Source organism: Propionispira arboris, from assembly GCF_900109225.1.
Lineage (GTDB): Bacteria > Bacillota > Negativicutes > Selenomonadales > Selenomonadaceae > Propionispira > Propionispira arboris.
Map to the genome: position 1 here is coordinate 62,652 of NZ_FNZK01000012.1, position 23,998 is coordinate 86,649.

At 38.9% G+C, this 23,998-nt stretch carries 23 protein-coding genes; 22 read left to right on the forward strand and 1 reads right to left on the reverse strand.

Annotation, left to right across the window (positions count from 1 at the left end; genetic code table 11):
* The first annotated feature begins 3 nt into the window (after nucleotides 1–3).
* Genes BMY14_RS12325 through BMY14_RS12340 form a run of 4 tightly spaced genes read left to right on the forward strand, consistent with a single transcriptional unit; the run spans nucleotide 4 to nucleotide 5,014 of the window.
* Nucleotides 4–1,152, forward strand: a complete 1,149-nt coding sequence (locus BMY14_RS12325) for a 1-deoxy-D-xylulose-5-phosphate reductoisomerase (RefSeq protein ID WP_091832218.1) — start codon at nucleotides 4–6, stop codon at nucleotides 1,150–1,152.
* A gap of 26 nt (nucleotides 1,153–1,178) precedes the next feature.
* Complete coding sequence (gene rseP, locus BMY14_RS12330; protein ID WP_091832221.1) at nucleotides 1,179–2,198, forward strand: RIP metalloprotease RseP; 1,020 nt, start codon at nucleotides 1,179–1,181, stop codon at nucleotides 2,196–2,198.
* Nucleotides 2,199–2,237: 39 nt separating this feature from the next.
* Nucleotides 2,238–3,305: a flavodoxin-dependent (E)-4-hydroxy-3-methylbut-2-enyl-diphosphate synthase gene (gene ispG / locus BMY14_RS12335; RefSeq protein WP_091832223.1), complete on the forward strand. Its 1,068-nt coding sequence runs from the start codon at nucleotides 2,238–2,240 to the stop codon at nucleotides 3,303–3,305.
* Nucleotides 3,305–5,014: a proline--tRNA ligase gene (locus BMY14_RS12340; RefSeq protein WP_091832226.1), complete on the forward strand. Its 1,710-nt coding sequence runs from the start codon at nucleotides 3,305–3,307 to the stop codon at nucleotides 5,012–5,014. Before ispG ends, BMY14_RS12340 begins: the two co-directional genes overlap by 1 nt.
* 47 nt (nucleotides 5,015–5,061) lie before the next feature.
* Here BMY14_RS12340 and BMY14_RS12345 read toward each other — a convergent pair whose 3' ends face one another.
* A complete protein-coding gene (locus BMY14_RS12345) occupies nucleotides 5,062–5,259 on the reverse strand; it encodes a DUF1858 domain-containing protein (RefSeq protein WP_091832228.1) in 198 nt (65 codons plus the stop codon).
* Between the two features lie 156 nt (nucleotides 5,260–5,415).
* On the opposite strand from BMY14_RS12345, the gene BMY14_RS12350 reads away from it, so the two are divergent.
* The 18 genes from BMY14_RS12350 to rimO all read left to right on the forward strand — a co-directional run bounded on the left by BMY14_RS12350 (nucleotide 5,416) and on the right by rimO (nucleotide 23,986).
* Nucleotides 5,416–6,243: a prolipoprotein diacylglyceryl transferase gene (locus BMY14_RS12350; RefSeq protein ID WP_091832230.1), complete on the forward strand. Its 828-nt coding sequence runs from the start codon at nucleotides 5,416–5,418 to the stop codon at nucleotides 6,241–6,243.
* Between the two features lie 25 nt (nucleotides 6,244–6,268).
* Nucleotides 6,269–7,081, forward strand: a complete 813-nt coding sequence (locus BMY14_RS12355; RefSeq protein WP_091832233.1) for a polysaccharide deacetylase family protein — start codon at nucleotides 6,269–6,271, stop codon at nucleotides 7,079–7,081.
* 147 nt (nucleotides 7,082–7,228) lie between these two features.
* Complete coding sequence (gene mraZ / locus BMY14_RS12360) at nucleotides 7,229–7,660, forward strand: division/cell wall cluster transcriptional repressor MraZ (RefSeq protein WP_091832236.1); 432 nt, start codon at nucleotides 7,229–7,231, stop codon at nucleotides 7,658–7,660.
* Nucleotides 7,661–7,673: 13 nt separating this feature from the next.
* On the forward strand, nucleotides 7,674–8,615 hold the full coding sequence (rsmH, locus tag BMY14_RS12365) for a 16S rRNA (cytosine(1402)-N(4))-methyltransferase RsmH (RefSeq protein WP_091832239.1): 942 nt from the start codon (nucleotides 7,674–7,676) through the stop codon (nucleotides 8,613–8,615).
* A gap of 25 nt (nucleotides 8,616–8,640) precedes the next feature.
* Nucleotides 8,641–8,997 (forward strand): cell division protein FtsL, encoded by a 357-nt coding sequence (gene ftsL, locus BMY14_RS12370; RefSeq protein ID WP_091832241.1) that lies wholly within the window; start codon nucleotides 8,641–8,643, stop codon nucleotides 8,995–8,997.
* A 243-nt stretch (nucleotides 8,998–9,240) separates the two neighbouring features.
* Nucleotides 9,241–10,728, forward strand: a complete 1,488-nt coding sequence (locus BMY14_RS12375) for a UDP-N-acetylmuramoyl-L-alanyl-D-glutamate--2,6-diaminopimelate ligase (protein ID WP_091832244.1) — start codon at nucleotides 9,241–9,243, stop codon at nucleotides 10,726–10,728.
* On the forward strand, nucleotides 10,728–12,095 hold the full coding sequence (locus BMY14_RS12380) for a UDP-N-acetylmuramoyl-tripeptide--D-alanyl-D-alanine ligase (RefSeq protein WP_091832247.1): 1,368 nt from the start codon (nucleotides 10,728–10,730) through the stop codon (nucleotides 12,093–12,095). The genes BMY14_RS12375 and BMY14_RS12380 overlap by 1 nt, the downstream gene beginning before the upstream one ends.
* A gap of 24 nt (nucleotides 12,096–12,119) precedes the next feature.
* Nucleotides 12,120–13,079: a phospho-N-acetylmuramoyl-pentapeptide-transferase gene (mraY, locus tag BMY14_RS12385; protein WP_091832250.1), complete on the forward strand. Its 960-nt coding sequence runs from the start codon at nucleotides 12,120–12,122 to the stop codon at nucleotides 13,077–13,079.
* A gap of 18 nt (nucleotides 13,080–13,097) precedes the next feature.
* Entirely contained in the window at nucleotides 13,098–14,462 is a 1,365-nt protein-coding gene (gene murD, locus BMY14_RS12390) for a UDP-N-acetylmuramoyl-L-alanine--D-glutamate ligase (protein WP_091832253.1), read from the forward strand.
* Between the two features lie 34 nt (nucleotides 14,463–14,496).
* Nucleotides 14,497–15,636 (forward strand): undecaprenyldiphospho-muramoylpentapeptide beta-N-acetylglucosaminyltransferase, encoded by a 1,140-nt coding sequence (gene murG, locus BMY14_RS12395; protein WP_091832256.1) that lies wholly within the window; start codon nucleotides 14,497–14,499, stop codon nucleotides 15,634–15,636.
* Nucleotides 15,637–15,655: 19 nt separating this feature from the next.
* Nucleotides 15,656–17,032 (forward strand): UDP-N-acetylmuramate--L-alanine ligase, encoded by a 1,377-nt coding sequence (gene murC, locus BMY14_RS12400; protein WP_091832259.1) that lies wholly within the window; start codon nucleotides 15,656–15,658, stop codon nucleotides 17,030–17,032.
* 174 nt (nucleotides 17,033–17,206) lie between these two features.
* Complete coding sequence (locus BMY14_RS12405) at nucleotides 17,207–18,142, forward strand: D-alanine--D-alanine ligase family protein (protein ID WP_091832262.1); 936 nt, start codon at nucleotides 17,207–17,209, stop codon at nucleotides 18,140–18,142.
* Nucleotides 18,143–18,303: 161 nt separating this feature from the next.
* Nucleotides 18,304–19,050 (forward strand): cell division protein FtsQ/DivIB, encoded by a 747-nt coding sequence (locus BMY14_RS12410; protein WP_091832265.1) that lies wholly within the window; start codon nucleotides 18,304–18,306, stop codon nucleotides 19,048–19,050.
* 15 nt (nucleotides 19,051–19,065) lie between these two features.
* Nucleotides 19,066–19,764 (forward strand): DUF881 domain-containing protein, encoded by a 699-nt coding sequence (locus BMY14_RS12415; protein ID WP_019554728.1) that lies wholly within the window; start codon nucleotides 19,066–19,068, stop codon nucleotides 19,762–19,764.
* Nucleotides 19,761–20,090 (forward strand): small basic family protein, encoded by a 330-nt coding sequence (locus BMY14_RS12420; RefSeq protein WP_019554727.1) that lies wholly within the window; start codon nucleotides 19,761–19,763, stop codon nucleotides 20,088–20,090. Before BMY14_RS12415 ends, BMY14_RS12420 begins: the two co-directional genes overlap by 4 nt.
* 207 nt (nucleotides 20,091–20,297) lie before the next feature.
* Entirely contained in the window at nucleotides 20,298–21,371 is a 1,074-nt protein-coding gene (ftsZ, locus tag BMY14_RS12425; protein WP_019554726.1) for a cell division protein FtsZ, read from the forward strand.
* A 177-nt stretch (nucleotides 21,372–21,548) separates the two neighbouring features.
* A complete protein-coding gene (locus tag BMY14_RS12430) occupies nucleotides 21,549–22,583 on the forward strand; it encodes an extracellular solute-binding protein (RefSeq protein WP_091832268.1) in 1,035 nt (344 codons plus the stop codon).
* A gap of 68 nt (nucleotides 22,584–22,651) precedes the next feature.
* On the forward strand, nucleotides 22,652–23,986 hold the full coding sequence (rimO, locus tag BMY14_RS12435; RefSeq protein ID WP_091832271.1) for a 30S ribosomal protein S12 methylthiotransferase RimO: 1,335 nt from the start codon (nucleotides 22,652–22,654) through the stop codon (nucleotides 23,984–23,986).
* Nucleotides 23,987–23,998: the final 12 nt, after the last annotated feature.

A 23,998-nucleotide genomic window follows, 5' to 3' on the forward strand; every position in this document is an offset into this window, starting at 1 on the left:
GTAATGAAAAAAATAGCAATATTAGGGTCAACAGGATCTATTGGTACACAAACGCTTGCTGTGGTTGCAGCTAACCGTGACAAGTTTCAAATTATGACATTAGCGGCAAATACGAATGATCAACTACTTGAACAGCAAATTAAAGAATTTGAACCGGAACTTGCAGTGCTGGTTGATCTGGCAGCAGCAAAACGCTTGCAAAAACGTTTTGTCGGAAAAACAAAAATTTTGGCTGGGCAGGAGGGTCTGCTACGGGCAGCAACCTATGAAGCCGTGGAGACTGTCGTTACATCAATGGTCGGTTTTGCTGGTTTAGAACCAACGATTGCAGCTATTGAAGCTGGAAAAGATATTGCTCTAGCCAATAAGGAAACGCTGGTTGTTGCTGGTGAACTGGTAATGAAACTTGCTAAAGAAAAGAACGTATCCATCTTACCAGTCGACAGTGAGCACTGTGCAATATTTCAATGCTTGCAAGGTGAGGATAGATGTCAGGTTCATAAAATCCTGCTGACAGCATCAGGAGGACCGTTTCGTGGCAAAACACGCAAGGAGTTAGCGGCAGTTTCAATAAAAGACTGTCTTAACCATCCCACGTGGTCTATGGGGAAGAAAATCAGTATTGATTCAGCATCCCTTGTCAATAAGGGACTTGAAGTGATTGAGGCAAAATGGCTTTATGGTGTTGACTATAATCAAATCCAAGTTCTTGTTCATCCGCAGAGTATTGTTCATTCAATGGTTGAATACATCGATGGTACTGTGATGGCACAACTCGGATCAACCGATATGAGACTTCCTATTCAGTATGCTTTGACATATCCGCAGCGAATTGACGCAAACTTCCCTAAACTCGATTTTTGGAACTGTAAAGACTTAACTTTTTCAAAACCGGATATGGATACATTTTTGGGATTGAAAATGGCTTATGAAGCTGGTCGGATTGGTGGAACGATGCCGTGTGCATTTAACGCCGCTAATGAAATTGCTGTCGAGGCATTTTTAAAGGAATCAATATCTTTTCTGCAGATTTATGATATAATTGAAAAAACAATGACGGCGCATCATGTGAAAATGAATCCGACATTACAAGACTTGTATGAAAATGATAGCTGGGCTCGATCCTATGCAGCTAATTTATTTAGTAAGTAAAAAATACAAAGTATGGAGGTGAGCAGATGCTGCTTACAATTGTTTCAGCAGTTTTCGTTTTTGGATTGTTGGTTTTATTTCATGAATTAGGTCATTTTATTACAGCAAAAATGACTGGTATGCGTGTAGATGAATTTGCAATTGGGTTTGGTCCGAAATTAGTTGGCATAAAATATGGTGAAACAAGTTATTCGATTAGAGTTTTTCCTTTAGGCGGATTTAATAAAATTGCTGGTATGGACCCGGAAGACGAGCCTGATGAACGTTCTTATTCGAGTAAACCTGTTTGGGCTAGAATGATTGTAATATTGGCTGGATCTGTAATGAATTTCATATTGCCAATTCTTTTGTTTTTGGGCATATATTTTTTTTCTGGAATTCATACACCATCCGTTGATCCAACATTAGGTGAAGTGATGGCACATAAACCAGCAGCAGAAGCTGGACTTAAGCAGGGTGATCGTATTTTAAAAATTGATGATCAGGCTATAGATTCATGGCAGCAATTTGTTGAGATCGTACAAGTAAGTGATGGAAAAGTTTTAAAGATAGATTTTAAGCGTGATGGAAATCAATTGGCAACAAGTTTGATTCCTGAATATGATGATACTGCAAAAAGGGCTATGATCGGTGTTGTTTCTTCAGTTACGACATATCAGCCAGGATTTTTTGAAGCAGGTGTATTAGCCGTTAAGAATACTGGATTTGTGACTTACAAAATGATTGAAACACTTGGTTCGATCATTATGGGAAAGACGGCGGCTGATTTAGCAGGACCACTTGGCGTTGCACAAATGGCAGGTGAAGTTGCACAAATTGGTTTTGTTCCACTTTTGCAATTTGCAGCCTTTTTAAGTATAAATTTGGGGATTATTAATCTTTTTCCAATTCCAGCTCTTGATGGTGGTCATTTTATTACGTTACTGATAGAGGCCGTACGTGGTAAACCCTTGCAGCCGAAAGCTATCCAGTATGCCCAAATCATTGGTTTTGCCTTATTAATGGCTTTGATGATTTTTGCAACGTTGAATGATATTACTCGATAGGGATAGGGAAATTTGCATTTGATTGTGGGGAATAAATAGATGGAACGAAAAAAAACACGGGCAATTAAGATTGGTTCCGTACAGATTGGTGCGGGTGCACCAATCGCTGTGCAGTCGATGACGAATACAAAGACGACGGACACCTTGGCGACCGTAGCCCAGATCCAAAGTTTGCAAGCTGCTGGCTGTGATATTGTTCGGCTGGCAGTTCCTGATATGGATGCAGCTAAAAATTTGGCAAATATTAAAAACGCGGTAAATATACCACTTGTGGCAGATATTCATTTTGATTATCGGTTAGCAATGGAATCTATAGAGCAAGGAATCGATGGGTTACGGTTAAATCCTGGGAACATCGGTGATGAAACGAAGGTTAAGATTGTTGTACAAGCAGCAAAGCAGCATCATATTCCAATCCGTATTGGGGTCAATGCAGGATCGCTTGACAAGGTTTTATTAGCAAAATATGGGCATGCTACGCCAGAGGCAATGGTGGAAAGCGCGATGCAGCATGTACATATATTGGAAAAACTTGATTTTTATGATATGAAGATTTCTTTAAAAGCGCATGATGTACCACTTACGATTGCAGCCTATCAATTAATGTCACAAACGGTGGATTATCCTTTGCATTTGGGCATTACGGAGGCAGGAACAGTAAAGAGCGGCGTCATTAAATCAGCTGTAGGAATTGGTTCGCTTTTAACACAAGGCATAGGAGATACTTTCCGTATTTCACTTACGGGGGACCCTGTTGTTGAAGTTAAGGTTGCGAATGAAATATTGAAATCACTGGGGCTGAAAGAATATGGTCCAACGCTGATTTCGTGTCCGACTTGTGGTCGCTGCAACATTAATTTAGCTGAAATTGCGAATCAGGTTGAAAAAAAACTCAGTGATGTCAAGCGTCCTATTCAGGTGGCTGTTATGGGCTGTGTGGTCAATGGCCCTGGTGAAGCTCGTGATGCTGATGTTGGCATTGCTGGAGGCAAAGGCGAAGGGCTTGTTTTCAGAAAAGGGCAGATTCTTCGTAAGGTACCAGAAGCTATTTTGGTCGAAGAATTATTTAAAGAGATTGATGACATTTTAGGGGAGGACAAGAATTAATGCGTACAACACAACTTTATGCGCCAACGCTGCGCGAAACGCCGGCTGAAGCGGAAGTAATGAGTCATCAGCTATTGCTCAGGGCGGGTATGATTCGAAAAGCAGCTGGTGGTGTATATACTTACTTGCCGCTTGCTTGGCGAGTGCTTAGAAAAATTGAAACGATTATCAGAGAAGAAATGGATGTTGCTGGTGGACAGGAATTGTCGATGCCCATAATTCAACCAGCTGAATTATGGCATGAAACAGGGCGTTGGGATATTTTTGGTGAAGAAATGTTCCGTTTGAAAGATCGGCATGATCGCAGTTTTTGTCTTGGACCAACACATGAAGAAATGATTACCTCTTTGATTCGAAATGAAGTGCGTTCTTATCGTCAATTGCCACTTTTGCTCTATCAAATTCAAAATAAATATCGTGATGAAATCCGGCCTCGTTTTGGACTTATGCGTGGGCGCGAATTTATTATGAAAGACTTATATTCTTTTGATAAAGATGAAGCAGGGTTAGATGTTTCTTATAAAAAAATGTATGACGCCTATACTAATATCTTTACGCGTTGTGGGTTGGTTTTTCGACCAGTCGAAGCAGATGGCGGGTCCATCGGTGGTGGATTTACCCACGAATTTACAGTACTTGCAGATTCAGGTGAATCTGAAATTGTTTATTGCTCGAAATGTGATTATGCGGCGAACGTGGAAAAAGCGGAATTAAAAGCTAGTGTGCAGGAAAATATCGCAGAAGAGCTTCCTTTGAAATTGGTTGATACGCCAGACATGAAAACGATTGAAGCTGTGACAGACTTTATGGGTATGGACAGCACGCAAAGCATCAAGGCCGTGGCATTTCAAAATGAAAAAGATGAAGTGATTTTGGCTTTTGTACGTGGCGATCATGATGTTAATGATGTTAAGCTTCAAAATGCAGTGGGAGCCGTGACTCTTCGCATGGCCGATGAAGCAGCAATTAAGGCTGTAGGTGGCGTTCCTGGTTTTATGAGCCCGATCGGTCTTACAAAAGATGCGAAAGTTGTTGTTGATTTATCTGTTATGGAAATGACGAATGCCATTGGCGGGGCCAATCAAATTGATAAACATTATTGTAATATGAATCCAAAACGTGATTTTACAGACTATTTGGTCACTGACCTTCGTTTGATGTGCGAAGGCGACCCATGTCCACATTGTGGTGCACCTGTTAAAATGACTCGTGGCATAGAAGCCGGGCAGGTTTTTAAACTCGGTACGAAGTATAGTGAATCATTAAAAGCTACCTTCCTTGATGAAAATGGTCGCGAAAAACCCCTCGTTATGGGCTGTTATGGTATCGGCGTAAGTCGTACTATGGCTGCAGCGATCGAACAGAACAATGATGAGTATGGTATTGTATGGCCAGCTGCGATTGCCCCATATCAAGTAGTCGTTATACCTGTTAATGCAAAAAATACGGAACAATTTAGTATTGCCGAAACTTTGTATCAGGAACTTCAGGCGGCAAAAGTGGAAGTTGTTTTGGATGATCGCAAAGAACGTGCTGGCGTAAAGTTTAAAGATGCGGATCTTATTGGCTATCCAATTCGCATTACAGTTGGACCAAAATCCGTTGAAGAAGATTCGATTGAGATAAAAATAAGGCGTTCTGGTGAAGTCTTTACATATGGGAAAGTGGATTATCTCGAAAATGTTTTGAGCATGTTGAGAAATCTATAAAAAAGTACGGCTGGGAGATTTAAGTCTCCCAGCCGTATTTTTTGATTTTATTTTGCAGCAACTTTGTTTAATTCTGCAATTAAGCTGTCGATGTCGATACCATGTGCCCCCGCACCTTGTTCAATATTTTCAAAACGAGCTGCAGCACAACCTAAACAACCCATACCGGCATTCATAAAAACGTCAACGGTGTCGGGATATTTTTGGACAACATCCATAATTCCCATTTCTTTTGTAATATTCATGGTAAATAATCCTCCTGTGTTTATAATACTTTGACAAAAAGAATTATATCATAAATAAAATTCTTTTAACACTTATTCTTAAAAGAAACTAGTATTTTTATATGAATCAAGGTACAATATTAGACGTGTATTATTTTTATATAGGGGAGATTACAAATGGGCATCGTTGCATTTTCAATTGGTGATGTAAATGTATATTGGTATGGAATTATCATTACGATTGCAATTCTTATTGGCATGATAATTACTTGGATTAATGTATATTTGCGTGGACAAGAATTTTCAAGAGTGGTTGATATTTTGCTTTTTGGTATACCCGTAGGTTTTTTATTTGGCAGACTGGGTCAGGTTATTTTACACTGGGACAACTATCAGAATAATTGGAGTGAAATCCTCCAATGTGCGCATGGCGGCATTTCAATTTATGGCGCTTTTTTGGGGTTTATATTAGTTGTTTTTCTTTATACTTCAGCGAAAAGACTATCTTTTTGGTTTTGGCTGGATATTTTAGTACCCGCAATTGTCTTTGCACTCATGCTGGATCAATTGGGCCATTTTGTCTTGCAGGTTACGGTTGGAACTCCATTGCCGCTTAATATTCCGAATGATCATAGTTTGGTTCAATATATTGAATATGATTTTAGACCTTCTGGTTTTGAAGGGTATGAATATTTTAGACCGGTTGCTTTATACCAAGCTATTGCACAGTTTGTGGTTTTTGTTGCTTCTATTATCTTATCTTTTTTGCAAATTCGACGCAATAATATTAAGCAGGGCACCATCTTTTTAATCAGCATTTTTTTTGTGGCACTAATCCGTTTCTTTTGTGGATTTCTTTATTTGGGAGCACCGGCGAATGATACATTACACTTTGGTCAGATAACCTGTCTTTTAGGGTCAATGCTTTGCCTTTGTATATGGTGCTTGCGTAAATATCAGAGACAAAATTTTTTTTTTGGAACTCTATTTAAATTTTTAAAGTGATTTCGGGGAAAGAGGAGCTTGATTCATGAAATTTTCTTATTTATATAAAAAAATAATTTTAGTGATGTTACTTGTTTTAATTCCGTTGCTTTTACCTGGTCCTAAAATTTTAGATCAAAAACTTGTTGCCGAGAGTGCCAGTGATACAAGTGTTGTAATTTTGAACTATCATAAAGTAGATGATATGAAGATTTCTTTATCGGTCGCGCCAGTTGATTTCGAAAAACAAATGGCTTATTTAAAAGAGCAGGGGTATACGACAATTACAGCAGATCAGCTGCTGGATAATTTGGAAAATGGAACAGAGTTACCAGAAAAACCAATTCTTATAACATTTGATGATGGATATGAAGATAATTATAAAAATGCCTATCCTGTGCTTAAAAAGTATGGATTTAAGGCGACCATTTTTGTGATTACCGATTTTTTAGATCGATATCCGAATTATATAACCTGGGCGCAGGCTCAAGAGTTACAGCAAAATGGCATCAGTATTGAATCACATACGGTTCAGCATAAATCTTTGACTGAATTAAATGATGAGGAAGTTCGTTCAGAACTTATAAATTCGAAAAAAGCTATTGATGAACACTTAGGTAAAGATACCCGCTACATTGCTTATCCAACTGGTACCTATAATCTTCATATTGCACAAATGGTAAAAGATGCTGGATATCGTGCTGCTTTCACAGTTAAATATGGGAATGTTGATAAAGCGAGTAATATATATGCCTTAGAGAGAGTACCAATTTTTCATACGGAAAATACGTTTAAGTCCTTTTATGAGCGTTTACACTATATTCCGATCTTTGAACACTTAGGGTGGATTAAAAGCTAGGACAAAATGTTCAAATATAGCATAATATTCAAAAAACCTTCTAAAAAAGAAGGTTTTTTTTTTTTTACAAAGAATAGAAAATAAGTGATTGAAAGTGGAGAAATGTGGAGAAAAGTGGTTGATTTTACGATAAGGTGGTGATGAACGGTGCTGATGGGGGAATATTTACATAGTGTTGATGTAAAAGGACGAATTATATTGCCCGCCGATTTTCGTGAAGAACTCGGAACAACGTTTATTATCACGAAAGGTTTAGATCGTTGTCTTTTTGTTTATCACCAAAGTGAATGGAAAATTTTATCGGAAAAATTAAAACAGCTGCCGCTTTCAAAACCAGAAGCTCGTGCTTTTGTTCGTTTTTTCTTTTCAGGAGCAAGACAATTGGAATGTGATAAACAAAGCCGGTTTCTTGTGCCAGGAAATTTAAGAGATTATGCAATGTTAGAAAAAGATGTGGTTTTAATTGGAGTATCAAATCGTATTGAAATTTGGAATAAGGTTCAATGGGAAGCATATAATGATGAAATTAATCCGATGGTGACGACAATTGCGGAAACATTAACGGATTTGGGTATATGAGAGGATGTTTGCTGTGGAATTTCACCATATAAGTGTATTAATGGAAGAAACTATAAATAATCTGGTAACAAACCCGGATGGTATTTACGTAGATTGCACGTTAGGCGGTTGTGGACATTCAAAACGTATTATTAAACAGCTAAGTTCAAAAGGGCGATTGATTGGCATTGATCAAGATCCAACGGCGATTGCTGTAGCAAAAGAGCGTTTGGCAGGTGCTGCTTGTAAGATTGATATCGTCAATGACAATTTTAAAAATTTGTCCGCTGTTTTACAAAATCTGTCCGTGAAAAAAGTAGATGGGATTTTATTTGATTTAGGTGTTTCGTCATATCAGCTTGATACAGCAGAACGGGGATTTTCCTACATGCAAGATGCACCACTGGATATGAGGATGAATCCAGAGGAAGGATTATCGGCGTATGATGTTGTCAATAAATATGAAGAAGAAAACATTGAAAAGTTATTAAAAGTTTATGGAGAAGAGCGCTGGGCAAAACGCATAGCACAGTTTATTGGAGAAGCGCGCCGGGAAAAACCGATTGAAACGACAGGGGAACTGGTTGAGCTGATAAAGAAAGCAATTCCTTCGGCTGTGCGAAAAAATGCAGGAGGGCATCCAGCCAAAAGGACCTTTCAAGCGATTCGTATTGAAGTGAATAATGAGTTGGGAATTTTAGAAACTGCATTTCGCTCAGCCGTAAATCATTTAAATGTCGGTGGTCGAATTTGCATTATTACCTTTCATTCGTTAGAAGATCGAATTGCGAAGCAGACGTTACAAGAACTGGCAAAGGGCTGCATCTGTCCGCCAAGATTGCCAATCTGTGTTTGCAATCATAAACCGGAGATTAAAATCATTGGAAAACCTATTGTTGCAACGCTTGAGGAGCTGGATCAAAATTCTCGCGCCAAGAGTGCTAAGTTAAGAACTGCTGAAAAAAAAGATATATGAGAGCATTTAATGGGAGGAAGGGCACATGTTAGCAAAGCGAAAAGAAGAATTTGAGCTTTACCAGGAAGTACCTGCTGTTAAATCGGTCGAGATACCGCAGCCTAAATTAAATACAACCCTTCGCGCGAAATGTTTTATTTTGGTAGTTTTACTTTCAATTATGGCTATGTTTACGATCATTCGCAGTGCGGAAAATGTGAGTAGAGGTTACGAATTAGTATCAATAAAGGCACAGGCCGATAAACTGGAACGTTCCAATGAGCAGCTTAAACTTGATATAGCCTATATGAAATCACCGCAGCGGATTAAACAGATTGCCACGCAGGATTTGGGGATGGTGGTTCCCAAGGAAGTGTATTTTGCTTCACAAAAGACACAATAAAGCTTGCGCCTTTATCAAATCTATTCTTAGACTAATGAAAAACCTCAATACAGCAGCCGATTTTGGCTGCTGTATTGAGGTTTATTGAAATTTTTCATAGCTAACAGGCTGTTTTTAATAAAATAAATTAGATTTTTGAATTTTGACTATAAAAAAATGTCTATACGGTTTATAATATAATACGGTTTCATATTATATATATCAAATTATTCTACTTCAATAGAGATTAGAGGAGAATTTTAGATGAGTAAAACAATAAAAGAATTGGCAGCATTATTGACAGAGGTTAGCGTCGTTGGCGACGAAAATACAAGGATTCAATCCATAGCGCATGATTCGCGTAAGGTGACACAAGATACTTTGTTTGTTTGTATATCAGGAGCCACTGTTGATGGTCATAAATTTATCGCACAGGCAATAGAAAATGGCGCAGTTGCAGTCTTGGTTGAAAAAGATGTTATTGTGCCAAAACATATTACAGTGGTGCGCGTACCAGATGTCAAAGCAGCTATGCACCTTGTGGTACCTTATTTTTATGATTACCCAGCTCGCAAAATGAGATTGGTTGGTATTACAGGAACGAATGGTAAAACAACGACCAGTTATGTATTGCGGGCCATTTTACGTGAAGCTGGCTATAAAGTTGGTTTGATTGGAACCATTCAGATTATGATTGAAGATGAAATTCAGCCAATTCATAACACGACTCCAGATGTCATTGATTTGCAGTGCATTTTAGCCGATATGGCAAAGGCAAAAATGGATTATGTAGTGATGGAGGTTTCATCACATGCATTAGCGCAGGATCGTGTGATTGGCTGTGAGTTTGATACGGCAGTTTTTACAAATTTAACGCAAGATCATCTTGATTATCATAAGACTTTGGAAAATTATGCCAAAGCTAAAGCGAGACTTTTTGATCTTGTTAGTGCTGCTGGACAGACAAAGGGAAATAAGTCGGCAGTTATTAATATTGATGATGCGGCAAGTCTTGTTATGCTTGAACATACTACCTGCCAATGCTTGACCTATGCCATTCATAAAGAAAGTGATTTGAGAGCAAGTGCTATTAATGTTTTGGCAAAAGGGGCTAATTTTACAATTTCAGGTGCCTTTGGTACAATGGATTTAAAATTAAAAATTACTGGAATTTTTAATGTGTATAATGTATTGTCAGCAGTTGGTGCAGCTTTAGCGGAAAAAATAGCACCGCAAATTATTCAGGCGACTTTGGAAAAGTTTACAAGTGTTCCTGGACGTTTTGAGCTAGTCGATGAGGGACAGGATTTTAGTGTGATTGTTGATTATGCACATACGCCAGATGGTTTGGAAAATATTTTGCATACAGCCCGTCAAATTGCTAAAAAACGGATTATTACAGTTTTTGGCTGTGGTGGTGACCGTGATCGTACAAAACGACCAATTATGGGGCGAATTGCGGCCAAGTTATCGGATGTTGTGATTGCAACCTCTGATAATCCACGAACGGAAGATCCGGAATTTATTTTATCGCAAGTGGAAGCGGGCGTTCAAGAAGAATTAGCGGGTAAACCGCATGAAAAAATTATTGATCGAAAAACAGCGATTTTTCGAGCGATAGAAATTGCTCAAGTTGATGATATTGTTATTATTGCGGGTAAAGGACATGAAAATTATCAAATTCTTAAGGACCAAACGATTCATTTTGATGATAAAGAAGTGGCTCGTGCAGCAATTAGGGGGAAACAATAATGGCAAGCTTTACCCTTTCTGAAGTTCAGGCAGCTTTTTCGGCAGTTGTACTTCAAACAAAGCAAAACAAATTTTGTGATATTGTTACAGATACCCGATTCGTGAAGAAGGGTGTACTTTTTGTTGCATTGATTGGAGAAAAATTCGATGGACATGATTTTTTGCAAGCAGCTATTGAACAAGGTGCAGCCGGGGTTCTTGTCAGTCGTACATATTCAGAGGATCAACTGCATGATTTACCAGTTACGGTCATATATGCGGATGATACTTTAAAAGCATATCAGCTTTTGGCGAAAGCCTATCGGCGACGTTTTTCGATTCCGGTCATTGCGATTACTGGATCAAATGGAAAAACAACGACGAAAGATTTTACAGCAGCGGTACTTTCGGCTAAATTCAAGGTGCTGAAAACAGAAGCAAATTTTAATAATGAAATCGGTTTGCCTAAAACACTGCTGCAATTACAGGCAACGCACCAAGTCGCCGTTGTGGAAATGGGAATGCGCGGATTTGGGCAAATTGCGAAACTAGCTGAGATTGCACGACCGACCATTGGAATTGTGACAAATGTTGGTGAGACTCACATGGAAATTTTGGGATCACTTGCTAATATTGCAAAAGCAAAAGCGGAACTTGTTGAACATTTGGATGAAGCTTCTGTGGCCATTTTAAATGCTGATAATTCTTTTGTAGCAGCCATGCAGAGCAAGGTGAAAGGTAAATGTGTTACATTTGGGATAGAAAAGCCAAGTGACCTACGGGCTGGACATATAAAAACCGTGCATAAAAATTGTACGGAGTTTGACTGTACGTTTAAAGGAAAAACGTATTCGTTTGTTTTGCCAATAGTAGGCCGTCATAATGTTTATAATGTACTGGCAGCACTTGCTGTAGGGTTTACACTGGGGCTTTCTGCAATTGAAATGCAAAAAGGTTTGGCTGGTTTTACCCTGACGAAGATGCGTTTTGAAATCCAGCAGGTCGGTTTGTATCAGGTAATTAATGATGCTTATAACGCAAGTCCAATGTCGATGAAAGCTGCACTTGAAACCCTGGCTGAAGTTGCCTCAGCCCGTAAAATTGCTGTGTTGGGTGATATGCTCGAACTTGGCAGCGTCTCAGTGGAGGCTCATAAAAATATAGGAAAATTGGTTGCTGACCAGAAAATTGATGCATTGATAACATTTGGTGATATGGCAGCTCATATTGCGCAGGAAGCACGAACAGCTGGGGTTAAATTGGTATATACTTGTAACTCTCATGCTGAAGCAGGCAAGGTTTTAAACGAAATCTTACAGCCGGATGATACGATCTTATTTAAGGGGTCGCGGGGCATGCAGATGGAAAAAATCATTGATTTGATTTAATATTTGGGAGGAATCAGTTTTATTATGTCAGTTTTATTTTATCCGACACTGGTGGCACTATTGATTGTTTTAATCAGCGGTCCTGTGCTTATTCCAATATTACATAAAATGAAATTTGGTCAGAGTATTCGTCAAGAAGGACCAAAGAGTCATCAAGCGAAAACAGGAACACCAACAATGGGCGGACTTATGATTATGATTGCTATTGTAATTTCAACGTGTTTCTTTGCTAAACTAAATATGGAGGTTTGTTTAGCCCTTTTTGTTATGTTAGGTCATTGCTTTATTGGATTTTTAGATGATTATATAAAAGTTGTTTTAAAACGAAATTTAGGTTTAAAGGCAAAACAGAAACTTTTTGGGCAGATTGTTATGGCGTTGATTGTTACGTACGTTGGGGTAAATTATATGGGGATGAAAACAGATCTATGGATTCCGTTTAGCGGTATAACGTTTGATTTGGGCATCTTGTATTATTTTTTAGTGTTTTTTGTCCTCGTGGGGACAACAAATGCGGTCAATTTGACCGATGGGCTGGATGGTCTGGCAGCTGGAACAATGACCATTGCTATTTTGGCTTATGCACTTATTTGTTTACGTTTTGGGAAAACCGATCTTGCTATTTTTTGTTTGGCTGTAGCGGGGGCAACGATAGGCTTTTTGTGGTTTAATGTGCATCCGGCAAAAGTTTTCATGGGAGACACCGGTTCATTGGCACTTGGAGGTGCGTTAGCTGCGGTCGCAATTTTGACTAAGACCGAAATTTTATTAGCGATTGTTGGTTTTGTTTTTGTCATTGAAGCGTTGTCCGTTATCATACAGGTTATTTCTTTTAAAACAAGAGGCAAACGTGTTTTTTTAATGAGTCCAATTCATCATCATTTTGAATTGAAAGGCTGGTCTGAAACAAAGGTTGTCGGAGTTTTTTGGCTGGTTGGTTTGATTTGCAGCGTGGCAGCTTTACTGATATTGAAGGTAAGTTAATCTGGAGGAATAGAAAAGATGGATTTTGTAGACAAACAAGTTGTTGTTTTAGGTGCTGGAATCAGCGGCTTTGCCGTTGCAAAACTGGCTTGTAAATTGGGAGCCCGTGTTATTTTAAGTGATACAAAAACAGAAGATAAGATTAAGCTTGATTTACATGAGTTGCGCGCTTGTGGCGTTACGGTTGTGCTTGGACCGCAGCAAGATAGTTTGCTGGCTGGTCTTGATTATTTGATTCTTTCGCCGGGGGTTCCTATGGCGATTCCACTTGTGGCAAAGGCGAAGCTGCTTGGCATTGAAATTATGAGTGAAGTTGAAGTTGCTTATCGTTTAGCACAGGTACCAATTTATGCGATTACGGGAACGAATGGAAAAACGACCACGACCACACTTTTGGGTGAACTTTTGAAGACGTTGCAACAAAATGTGGGTATCGGTGGCAATATTGGTGAACCACTTTGTGACGAAGTGATGCGTGTAGGCTCAACAGGTTGTGTTGCGGCTGAAATATCAAGTTATCAACTCGAAGGTGTTCGTGAATTTAAACCGCATATTGCTGCTGTTTTAAATGTGACACCGGATCATATTGCGCGGCATGGATCGGTGGATGCTTATCAAAAAATGAAGGAACGGATTTTTCAGAAGCAAACCAAAGAGGATTATCTTGTACTTAATTATGATGATGCCAGGACACGTTCAATGGCAGCACGTGCTAGCGGAAAAGTGCTGTTTTTTAGTCGTCTGGAGACATTAAAAGAAGGTGCTTTTATCCAAGATGATTCTTTTGTGATTCTTTGGGACAAACAAATATATCGTATTTGTGCCGTCAAAGATATGCAGATCAAAGGCGGGCATAATGTTGAAAATGCATTGGCAGCAATTTCCATCGCATTTTTGGCTGGGGTTGATACGCTTGAAATGGTGGCAGTTTTAAAAAAATTTGCCGGCGTTGAACATAGAATTGAACCAGTACGGACGATCGGGAAAGTACCCTATTATAATGATTCGAAGGCGACCAATCCGGAATCAGCAATCAAGGCACTCGAAACGTTTGACGGACATATAATTTTGGTTGCTGGCGGGCATGATAAAAACACAGATTTGACAGATTTTATGAAACTGGTTTGTGAAAAAGTGGATCAGCTTATTTTAATCGGTGCGGCAGCAGCTCGGTTTAAAGAGGCTGCCATTAAAAATGGATTTTCAGCAGCGAATATTCATGAAGCGGGCTATTCGATGGAAGCTGCTATACGTTTAGCATATCAGATGGCACAGTATCCTCAAGTTGTTTTATTGTCCCCAGCGTGTGCAAGCTTTGACATGTTTGATGGATATGAAGAACGTGGTCGTGCCTTTAAAAAGTTAATACAACAGTTGAAATAGAATTTTGTAGTTTATAAGCAAGGAGCGCTTGATTGTGAAAATCATTATATCAGGTGGAGGGACGGGTGGACATATTTACCCGGCTATCACATTGATCAGGACCATCCAAAACCAAGTGAAAAATCTAGAAATTCTTTATGTTGGTACAAAAATTGGTTTGGAAGCAGATATCATTCCAAAAGAAGGATTACCATTTCAAACGGTTGATATCCGTGGGTTGGAACGGAAGCTATCGCTTAAAATGACGAAAACAATTGGTAAAGCGATTCATGGTGTTTGGCAGGCTAGACGAATTGTAAAACAATTTAAACCAGATGTTGTAATCGGCACCGGCGGTTTCGTCTGCGGACCTATTTTACTGGCGGCAAGTTTAATGGGGATTCCTACTTTAATTCAAGAACAAAATGTAATTCCGGGGATCACGAATAAGCTTTTGGCAAAATTTGTTACGAAAATTGCCGTGGGCTATCAGGACGCGGTGCAGTATTTCCCAAAAGAAAAAGTTGTGTTTACTGGTAATCCAATTCGAGCAGAAGTTTTATCAATGAATCGTCAGGCTGGTTTAGCAGAGTTTGGTTTTGATACGAATAAAAAGACAATATTAATTTCGGGCGGCAGTCGTGGGGCACGCAGTATGAACCGAGCCATGATTGATGTGCATAAACATTTTGCCTGTAGTCAAAACATACAATTATTGCATGTTACGGGGAAAAATGAGTATAATGATATAGTTGCCAGCGTGCAGGAACAGGGTCTTGATTTACAACAAAGCAGGAATATCCTGATTAAGCCATATTTATATGATATGCCCAAGGCACTGGCACTTGCTGATTTAGCAATATTTCGAGCTGGTGCAACAGGTATTGCTGAATTAACGGCGAAAGGCATACCATCTATTTTGATTCCATATCCATATGCAGCGGAAAATCATCAAGAATTTAATGCTTTAGCATTGGTAAAACGTGGTGCGGCAGTTATGATTCGCGATAAAGATCTTACATCGGCCGGATTGATTGAAGCGATAGAATCAATCATAAGTGAGCCGGTTAAACTTTTAAAAATGGCAACAGCGAGTCGGGAAATGGGTCGACCAGAAGCAGCCGAAGAAATTGCGAAAATCGTAATTTTGCTGGCTGATCAGGGACTAAAAAAATTATGCAATGATGACATATAAATAAAGGGGGAGAGTATCGTTGCTAAAACATATGAATAAAATTCACTTTGTTGGCATTGGCGGTGCCGGGATGAGTGCAATAGCAAAAATTTTAGTGGAAAAAGGTTATAGTGTTTCCGGGTCCGATTTACATGGATCAGAATTGGTTGAAAAATTAAAAGCGCAAGGGGCAAAAATAGTTCAAGGCCATAATAAAGAGAATGTTATTGGCGTTGATGCGATCGTTGTTTCAACGGCTATTGCCAATGATAATCCAGAAGTTGTGGCAGCAAGAGAAAATAATATTACGATATTTCATCGTTCTGATATTGTGGCAATGCTGATGAATCAGGAAAAAGGGATTGCTGTAGCAGGTGCTCACGGGAAAACAACGACAACATCTATGCTGGGTGTGACTCTTGATCATGCAGGGATTCAGCCGACAATTATAATTGGCGGTGAAGTTGATTATTTAGGCAGTAATGCTAAGCTTGGCAATGGTGCGTATCTAGTGGCTGAAGCGGATGAAAGTGATGGCTCTTTCTTGAAACTCTTACCACATATTGCTGTAGTTACCAATATTGAAGATGATCATATGGATTATTATGGTTCAATGGAAAATATATTAAAGACGTTTAAACAATTTATTTGCAATTTGTCCCAAAAAGATGGCTTGGCAGTGCTGTGCTTTGAAAATGAGAATATAAGAAATATAGCTCCAACGCTTGACCGCCATTATTTGTCGTATGCTATTGATTATAAAGCCGATTATCAGGCGGCAAATATTCATATTGATGGTGCGGGAACGTCCTTTGATGTTATGCACAATGGTGTGAATTTAGGCAGGATTGCTTTACGTGTACCTGGGCGGCATAATGTACTTAATGCACTCGCGGCAACGGTTGTAGGTATTCAGCTTGGTTTGAGCGTTGAACAAATGGCAGCTGGATTTGTCCATTTTAATGGGGCGAAACGTCGTTTTCAAACCAAAGGACGTTTTGATGGTATTTGGATTGTCGATGATTATGCACATCACCCTACAGAAATTCGCACGACACTTATTGCAGCGAAACAGACCAAACCAAATCGTGTGATCTGTGCATTTCAACCGCATCGGTATACCAGAACAAAGCTTCTACTCAATGACTATGGATCGTGCTTTAAAGAAGCCGATATTTTAGTTTTAACGGATATTTATTCTGCGGGTGAAGCACCGATTGCTGGTATTAATGGAGAAACCATAAAAAACGAAGTAGAAAAGCAAACTGGTAAAGAGGTAATTTACATTCCTAAGCGTAGAGATATAGCTTTTTATCTGCGAAGCATTGCCAAATCTGGCGACCTTATACTTAGTATGGGCGCTGGCGATATTTACCGTACGGGCGAAGAATTAGTAGACCTTTTAAACGAAAAATAATTGTGATATATATGGCATTAAAAATTTTACATGGTAATCGTCGGGAACGGGGGTATAGGGCTCCGTGGCGTGCGTAGGAAGCAAGCGATGCCCCCACCCCTCTGACAAAGTGATAAACTGGATGTAATTTTTTTAATGCGTTCTATATAGACCGTAAACAGGGGGATTTTTAACGTGAAGGATAAGAAGATTGTTGTCTTGATGGGTGGACCTTCAGCCGAAGCAGAAGTTTCATTAAATACAGGCAAGGCAATTTTAGCAGCACTCAAAGAAAAAGGGTATAATGCTGAGGGGTTGGAACTTGACCCGCATCATCTGGTTGAACAATTGCGGGAACGTCATTGTGATATTGTATTTAATGCGGTGCATGGTAAATTTGGTGAAGATGGTGTGCTCCAGGGTGTACTGGACATGATCGGGATACCCTATACGGGGTCGGGTGTTTTAGCCTCTGCGGTAACGATGGATAAAGTTGTTTCAAAAAATATTTTTATGGCACGGGGTATCTCAACACCTCGTTCAAAGTCATATCTCAAAGAAGACCAGCAGCGTGACCTGGTTAAGGAAATCATGCAAGAGTTTTCGCTGCCGGTTGTTGTGAAATCAGCGGCTCAAGGGTCCAGTATTGGCGTTAGCATTGTTGAAAAACAAGCAAACTTGCAACAAGCGCTAGTTACAGCTTTTGAATACAGTCATGACGTTCTAATTGAAGAATTTATTAAAGGTCGTGAACTGACTGTAGCTGTATGGGGAAATTCTGCCGATAAAACAGCCTTGCCGATTATTGAAATCGTACCACATTCGGGTACCTATGATTATCAGTCAAAATATACGAAAGGCGCAACCGAATATATAGTGCCAGCAAACCTTGATGCAGCGATTACAAAATCCGTTCAGGAGCTGGCTGTCCGCACATTTACGGCGGCAGGGTGTTCAGGTATCGCTCGCGTTGATTTGATGCTTGATAAAGACAACATACCCTATGTGCTGGAGGTAAACTCAGTTCCAGGAATGACTGCTACCTCGTTGGTGCCTAAAGCCGCGCAAGCTTTGGGGATTGAATTCCCTGCTTTGTGTGAAAAACTCCTTGCTATGGTAAATTTGGATTAGAAAAAAAAATAAAAATCAGGCGGTAAGAGTACTGCCTGGTTTTTATTTTTAATATACGGGACAAAAGTCGCTTTCTTATTGGTATTCATATGATATATAATAAATCTATTCACTTTAATATATTATGTGGGAGTGTTGTCGTTAAAATGAGGTGGAATTAAATGGATGAGATGGATCATGAAGTGAGAAAAAAAACAATTTCAAAACAATTCTTCCTGCTCGTATTTATTTTGCTTATTTTTTTTATTGGCATGATCAGTTTGCTTTGTTCACCAGTTTTTAGTGTCAGTCGTGTACAAGTAAGTGGAAACACATATATGTCGCAAGATGAAGTGATACGGATTGCTGGACTGCCGGATCGAGTTAATATTTTTCGTCTGACAACCAGGGAAATTCAAACGAAACTTTGCAAGGATTTGCGTATTGAACAAGCAGTCGTTCAAAGAAGTTTTCCTAGTACAATTAAAATTCAAATTATAGAGCGCAAACCAATTGCATCTGTGGCCTGTGAATATGGTTTTCTCGAAATTGATAAAAAGGGTATGGTCCTTGCTGTTCATAAAACCATAACAGATATGCAGGTTCCGATTATAACAGGCGTTGTGCTGCACAATTTATATATTGGTGACAGTGTACTGGATGCGACGTGTCTGAAAGTACTAGAGTATTTAGCACAGCTTGATGAAACTTCAGTAAATCAAATATCAGAAGTTCATATAGCAGCACCAGACCAGATTGCGGCCTATACAAGGAATTCAGTCCAAATTCGTCTGGGCAGTACAGATCGATTATCAGAAAAGGCAAAAGCAACGCAGGATTTTATTCAAAACATGCAAACCATGAAACAGTCTATTGAATATATTGATTTTAATTTTACAGCACCTTTTATTAAATTTAAAAATAGATAGGAAGAGGGTCTACGAATGTTATCAATCAGACAAGGCCAAGTGTCCATTGCACTTGTCTGCATGGTATTGGGGTTTATGCTGGCGGTACAGTTTCGCACAACACAAGACAGCAAATCTTCGGTTTCTTATCAGCGTGTTGAGGAATTGTCGCAGCGCCTGCTGCAGACTGAAAAAGAAAGAGATGGTCTGCTGGATGAGGTGAATCGTTTAAAAACGACTTCAGGTCAGGAGGCCCAATCGCAAGAACTTGCTGATTTAAAAATGGGAGCCGGTGTGGTTCCGGTAGAAGGACAGGGTATTACTATTACAATTGATGATAGTAAAACAAAGTCCAAAGCAGGCGAAAATCCAAATTTATATTTGATTCATGATGATGATTTATTAAAGGTTATCAATGAACTCAAGGCCGCGGGTGCGGAAGCAATTTCGATTAATGAACAGCGTCTTATCGCGACATCTGAAATTCGTTGTGCTGGTCCGACGCTTTCCGTGAATAATATACGGTCTGCTCCACCTTATGAAATTAAAGCCATTGGCGATGCAAAAAATTTGGAAAATGCATTAAAAATGCGAGGTGGTGTAGTGGAAACACTACAAGTTTGGGGTATACAGATTAATGTAAAACCAGATGCAAATGTTCATGTACCAGCCTATAAAAGTACCTTTCATTTTCAGTTTATGAAAGCGGCTGCAGAGGATGGTGAAAAACAATGATTTTACCTATAGCAGCGCTTATCGTTGGAATATTGATCGGTACATTTTCTCCAATTAGTATTCCCCAAGAGTATGCGAAATTATTTTCTGTTGCATTACTCGCATCCCTTGATTCTGTCTTTGGCGGGCTTAGGGCAGCAGCGGAAGAAAAATTTGATAATACAGTTTTTATTTCCGGATTTTTTACGAATGCACTCTTAGCAGCAGTTTTGGTTTACATTGGTGATCGATTGGGTATTGATTTATACTATGTCGCATTATTAGCATTTGGTCTTAGGATCTTTCAGAATCTTGCGATCATCAGACGATATTTTTTGACGAAATAATCCTTAATTTCATACTGTTTGCTAAATATAGCTGATATCTATAAAAATATTTCAGAAAAAAATGTACAGCAGTGGTTTTGATATGATATTATAAATGGTAGATTATTTTAACTGTGAAAAAAATATGTGTGAAACCAATAAAAGGATTTTTTGGGGAAAATTAAAATATTGAATTTAGAATGAAGAATGTCATGGAGGTTGCGTATAGTGCTTGAATTAGATATGGATCTTGATCAGTTTGCGAAAATAAAAGTTATTGGTGTTGGCGGCGGAGGCAACAACGCGGTTAATCGAATGATTTCATCTGGCCTGCAAGGCGTGGAATTTATTTCGGTTAATACAGATGCCCAAGCCTTGATTCATGCAATGGCGCCGAAACGAATCCAAATCGGAGAAAAATTAACGCGAGGGTTAGGCGCAGGTGCTAAACCAGAAATTGGTGAACAGGCAGCACAGGAAAGTCGTGAAGAAATTTTGGAAGCATTAAAAGGTGCTGATATGATTTTTGTCACGGCAGGAATGGGCGGCGGCACGGGAACTGGCGCGGCTCCAGTTGTTGCTGAATGTGCACGGGAAATTGGTGCACTTACAGTGGGGGTTGTAACGAAACCATTTACATTTGAAGGGAAAAAACGCCTAAAGCAAGCCGAATTGGGTATTGCTAAATTGAAAGAAAAAGTTGATACGCTTATAACGATACCAAATGATCGTTTACTGCAAGTCGTTGACAAAAAAACTTCAGTAATGGACGCGTTTCGCATCGCGGATGATGTGCTTCGCCAAGGGGTACAGGGAATTTCAGATTTAATTGCTGTTCCGGGGCTTATTAATTTGGATTTTGCGGATGTTAAATCAATTATGAGCGATACCGGTTCTGCTCTTATGGGAATTGGTATTGGTACTGGTGATAATGCAGCGGTAACGGCAGCTCAGGCTGCGATTAATAGCCCACTTCTAGAAACTTCGATTCAAGGAGCACGTGGTGTTTTACTTAACATTACGGGTGGTGCAAACCTCAGCTTATTTGAAGTCAATGAAGCTTCAGAGATTATTTCTGCAGCTGCTGATGAAGATGCGAATATAATTTTTGGATCCGTTATTGATGAAACGTTGCAGGATGAAGTACGTGTTACGGTTATTGCAACTGGTTTTGATGATCATACTGTAACAGTTGATGTTGCGGGTAAAAAGGTAGACGTAAATACAGATACGCATAAAATTGATGTCTTTAAAGTAAATAATATAGATATTCCAACATGGATGAGAAAAAGCAATAATTAAGTGTAATAGAGAAGTACAGTACAGGTGACCGTTTATTCTTTAAGCGGTTATCTGTACTTTTTTTGAATAAAGGTTGTTAAAAAGGCAAATAATGATTATAATAATAATATGTGGCGAATTAAACAAAAAAAAATAGAATGACTTTTTGTTTTTTTTATTTTTATGTGGAGGTTTGCAATGCAACGGTATACGCCTTTGTTTTTAATAGCATTTGTATTTTCACTTGTGTTGCTGGCTGGCAATACGTATTTGACCGGATATGCTGACCAGACAGGAGCTAAGACAAATAAGAGCATCACAGTTTATACAACTTTACCAGTCGAACATGTAGCAATTTTGGCAGAAGCCTATGAAAAATCCCATCATGTCAAAGTTAATTTTGTTCCACTAACGAAAGAAGATTTATTGTCGCGTATAAAAACGGAATCAACTGTTCCAACTGGTAAGACAGATTTGGTTTTGGCAGATAAAGAAACTTTACTGCAAAGTGCAGCAACTCATGTGTTTAGTCCATATGAATCAGAACAGACCGATATTATTTCTGATAAATTTAAAGATCAAAATGGAGATTGGGTTGGAGTTTGGTATGATCCAATCATTTTTTGTGCGAATAAAGATTATTTGCTGACATTACCAGTTATACCGAATACTTGGGATGCTTTAGTAGCTTTGCCGAATGTTCGTATTGGTATTACCGATTTTTTTGCCGCAGATGCATCAGCTAACTTATTGTTTACGTTAATTGCGGAATATGATGAAAATAAAGTATTTACATTTTTAAATAAACTGCATCCGAAAGTGGTACAGTATTCAAAATATCTATCGACACCAGTTCGTATGGCTGGCATGGGCGAGGTAGATATATCGATTGCAGTACAGAGTGAAACGATTCGTTATATGAACGAAGGTTTTCCTCTTACTATTATTTACCCAACGGATGGAACGGCTTATAAGCTTACGGGCGTAGGTATCTTGAAAAATGCACCACAAAAGGCAGCAGCTGAGCAATTTATGAAGTGGCTCACCGAAGATGATGTACAATTTGTTTTGCAACAAAATAAATTCTTTTTTGTACCAACGAATCAGTCGACGGTCGCTTATAAATTATTTAACGGTAAAAATTTGACTTTATTTGATAATTATTCAGATCTGACCCTGCAACAAAAACAAGCTGTAATGGATCGCTGGGTAAAGAATATACGCTTAAAGTAAACAGTAAATGTAGTTCAGAGTAAGATGATTTTTATCTGAACGTGATTGTTTATATTTGGAGGAATTAAATGTTAAAAGCAGGGTTTATTAGTTTGGGTTGTGCCAAAAATTTAGTAGATACAGAAGTTATGCTGGGGATTTTAGCAGAAAATGCTATAGAATTGACTACAGATCCCAGTACAGCTGACATTTTGATTGTTAATACCTGTAGTTTTATTAAATCGGCCAAAGAAGAATCTATTACGACAATTTTAAATATGGCTGAATATAAAACTGCAGGACAATGTAAGACACTTATTATTGCCGGATGTCTTGGTCAGCGTTATAAACAAGAACTTTTAGATGAAATGCCAGAAGCTGACGCGATTATTGGTACAGGGGCATGGCATCGGATTATGGAAGCGGTGAATGAAACGCTGAAAGGCAATCGTGTCGTAATTGCTGGGAAAGCGGATACCATTTATGATGATAAAATGCCACGAATTCGGACAACTCCCGATTATAGTGCTTATATCAAGATAGCTGAAGGGTGCGATAATCGTTGTACGTATTGCGTGATTCCTATGGTCCGGGGCAATTACCGCAGCCGGACGATTGAAGATATTACAGCAGAAGTGAAGCGCTTGGCGGCACGAGGTGTCAAAGAAGTAAATCTTATTGCGCAGGATACAACAAACTATGGTCACGATATTTATGGAAAATCAAGACTTACTGATCTTTTGCGAGAATTGGTTAAAATTGAGGAATTGAAATGGGTTCGTATTTTATATTGTTATCCCAAATACTTTACCGATGAACTTATTGAACTTATGGCTAATGAGCCTAAAATCTGTAAGTATGTAGACTTGCCACTCCAACATGCGGATAATGAAGTTTTACGGCGCATGAACCGTCGTGACACAAAAGAAAGTGTTGAGGAACTTTTGCAAAAAATCCATGCACGCATTCCAAATGTTACCGTACGGTCTTCTTTTATCGTTGGGTTCCCGGGAGAAACGCAAGAACAGTATCAGAATTTGCGTGATTTTGTTGAAGCACAGCGCTTTGACAAAGTCGGGGTATTTACGTATTCAAGAGAAGAAGATACGCCGGCATTTTCTATGGAAAATCAAGTTACCGAAGAAGTTATGCAGGAACGCTATCACGATTTAATGAGTTTGCAATGTAAAATTTCCGAAGAAGTCAATTTACAATTGGAAGGCAGTACTTTTGAAGTTTTAATTGAAGGCCGTGATTTAGAGCAAAAATCTGTTTCTTATGGTCGTTCTTATCGTGAAGCACCTGAAGTTGATGGACAGATTTATGTTGAAAATGATCTGGATAGTCAGCCAGGGGATTTTATTAAAGTTAAGATTGTCCAAGGGTTTACGTATGATGTGTTAGGTGAAAAAATACAGAACTAAGTATATTTTATA

Coding starts and splice junctions, on each gene's coding strand:
- BMY14_RS12325 (WP_091832218.1), top strand. CDS start 4: ATGAAAAAAATAGCAATATTAGGGTCAACAGGATCTATTGGTACACAA.
- rseP (WP_091832221.1), top strand. CDS start 1,179: ATGCTGCTTACAATTGTTTCAGCAGTTTTCGTTTTTGGATTGTTGGTT.
- ispG (WP_091832223.1), top strand. CDS start 2,238: ATGGAACGAAAAAAAACACGGGCAATTAAGATTGGTTCCGTACAGATT.
- BMY14_RS12340 (WP_091832226.1), top strand. CDS start 3,305: ATGCGTACAACACAACTTTATGCGCCAACGCTGCGCGAAACGCCGGCT.
- BMY14_RS12345 (WP_091832228.1), bottom strand. CDS start 5,259: ATGAATATTACAAAAGAAATGGGAATTATGGATGTTGTCCAAAAATAT.
- BMY14_RS12350 (WP_091832230.1), top strand. CDS start 5,416: ATGGGCATCGTTGCATTTTCAATTGGTGATGTAAATGTATATTGGTAT.
- BMY14_RS12355 (WP_091832233.1), top strand. CDS start 6,269: ATGAAATTTTCTTATTTATATAAAAAAATAATTTTAGTGATGTTACTT.
- ftsL (WP_091832241.1), top strand. CDS start 8,641: ATGTTAGCAAAGCGAAAAGAAGAATTTGAGCTTTACCAGGAAGTACCT.
- BMY14_RS12375 (WP_091832244.1), top strand. CDS start 9,241: ATGAGTAAAACAATAAAAGAATTGGCAGCATTATTGACAGAGGTTAGC.
- BMY14_RS12380 (WP_091832247.1), top strand. CDS start 10,728: ATGGCAAGCTTTACCCTTTCTGAAGTTCAGGCAGCTTTTTCGGCAGTT.
- mraY (WP_091832250.1), top strand. CDS start 12,120: ATGTCAGTTTTATTTTATCCGACACTGGTGGCACTATTGATTGTTTTA.
- murD (WP_091832253.1), top strand. CDS start 13,098: ATGGATTTTGTAGACAAACAAGTTGTTGTTTTAGGTGCTGGAATCAGC.
- BMY14_RS12410 (WP_091832265.1), top strand. CDS start 18,304: ATGGATGAGATGGATCATGAAGTGAGAAAAAAAACAATTTCAAAACAA.
- BMY14_RS12415 (WP_019554728.1), top strand. CDS start 19,066: ATGTTATCAATCAGACAAGGCCAAGTGTCCATTGCACTTGTCTGCATG.
- BMY14_RS12420 (WP_019554727.1), top strand. CDS start 19,761: ATGATTTTACCTATAGCAGCGCTTATCGTTGGAATATTGATCGGTACA.
- BMY14_RS12430 (WP_091832268.1), top strand. CDS start 21,549: ATGCAACGGTATACGCCTTTGTTTTTAATAGCATTTGTATTTTCACTT.
- rimO (WP_091832271.1), top strand. CDS start 22,652: ATGTTAAAAGCAGGGTTTATTAGTTTGGGTTGTGCCAAAAATTTAGTA.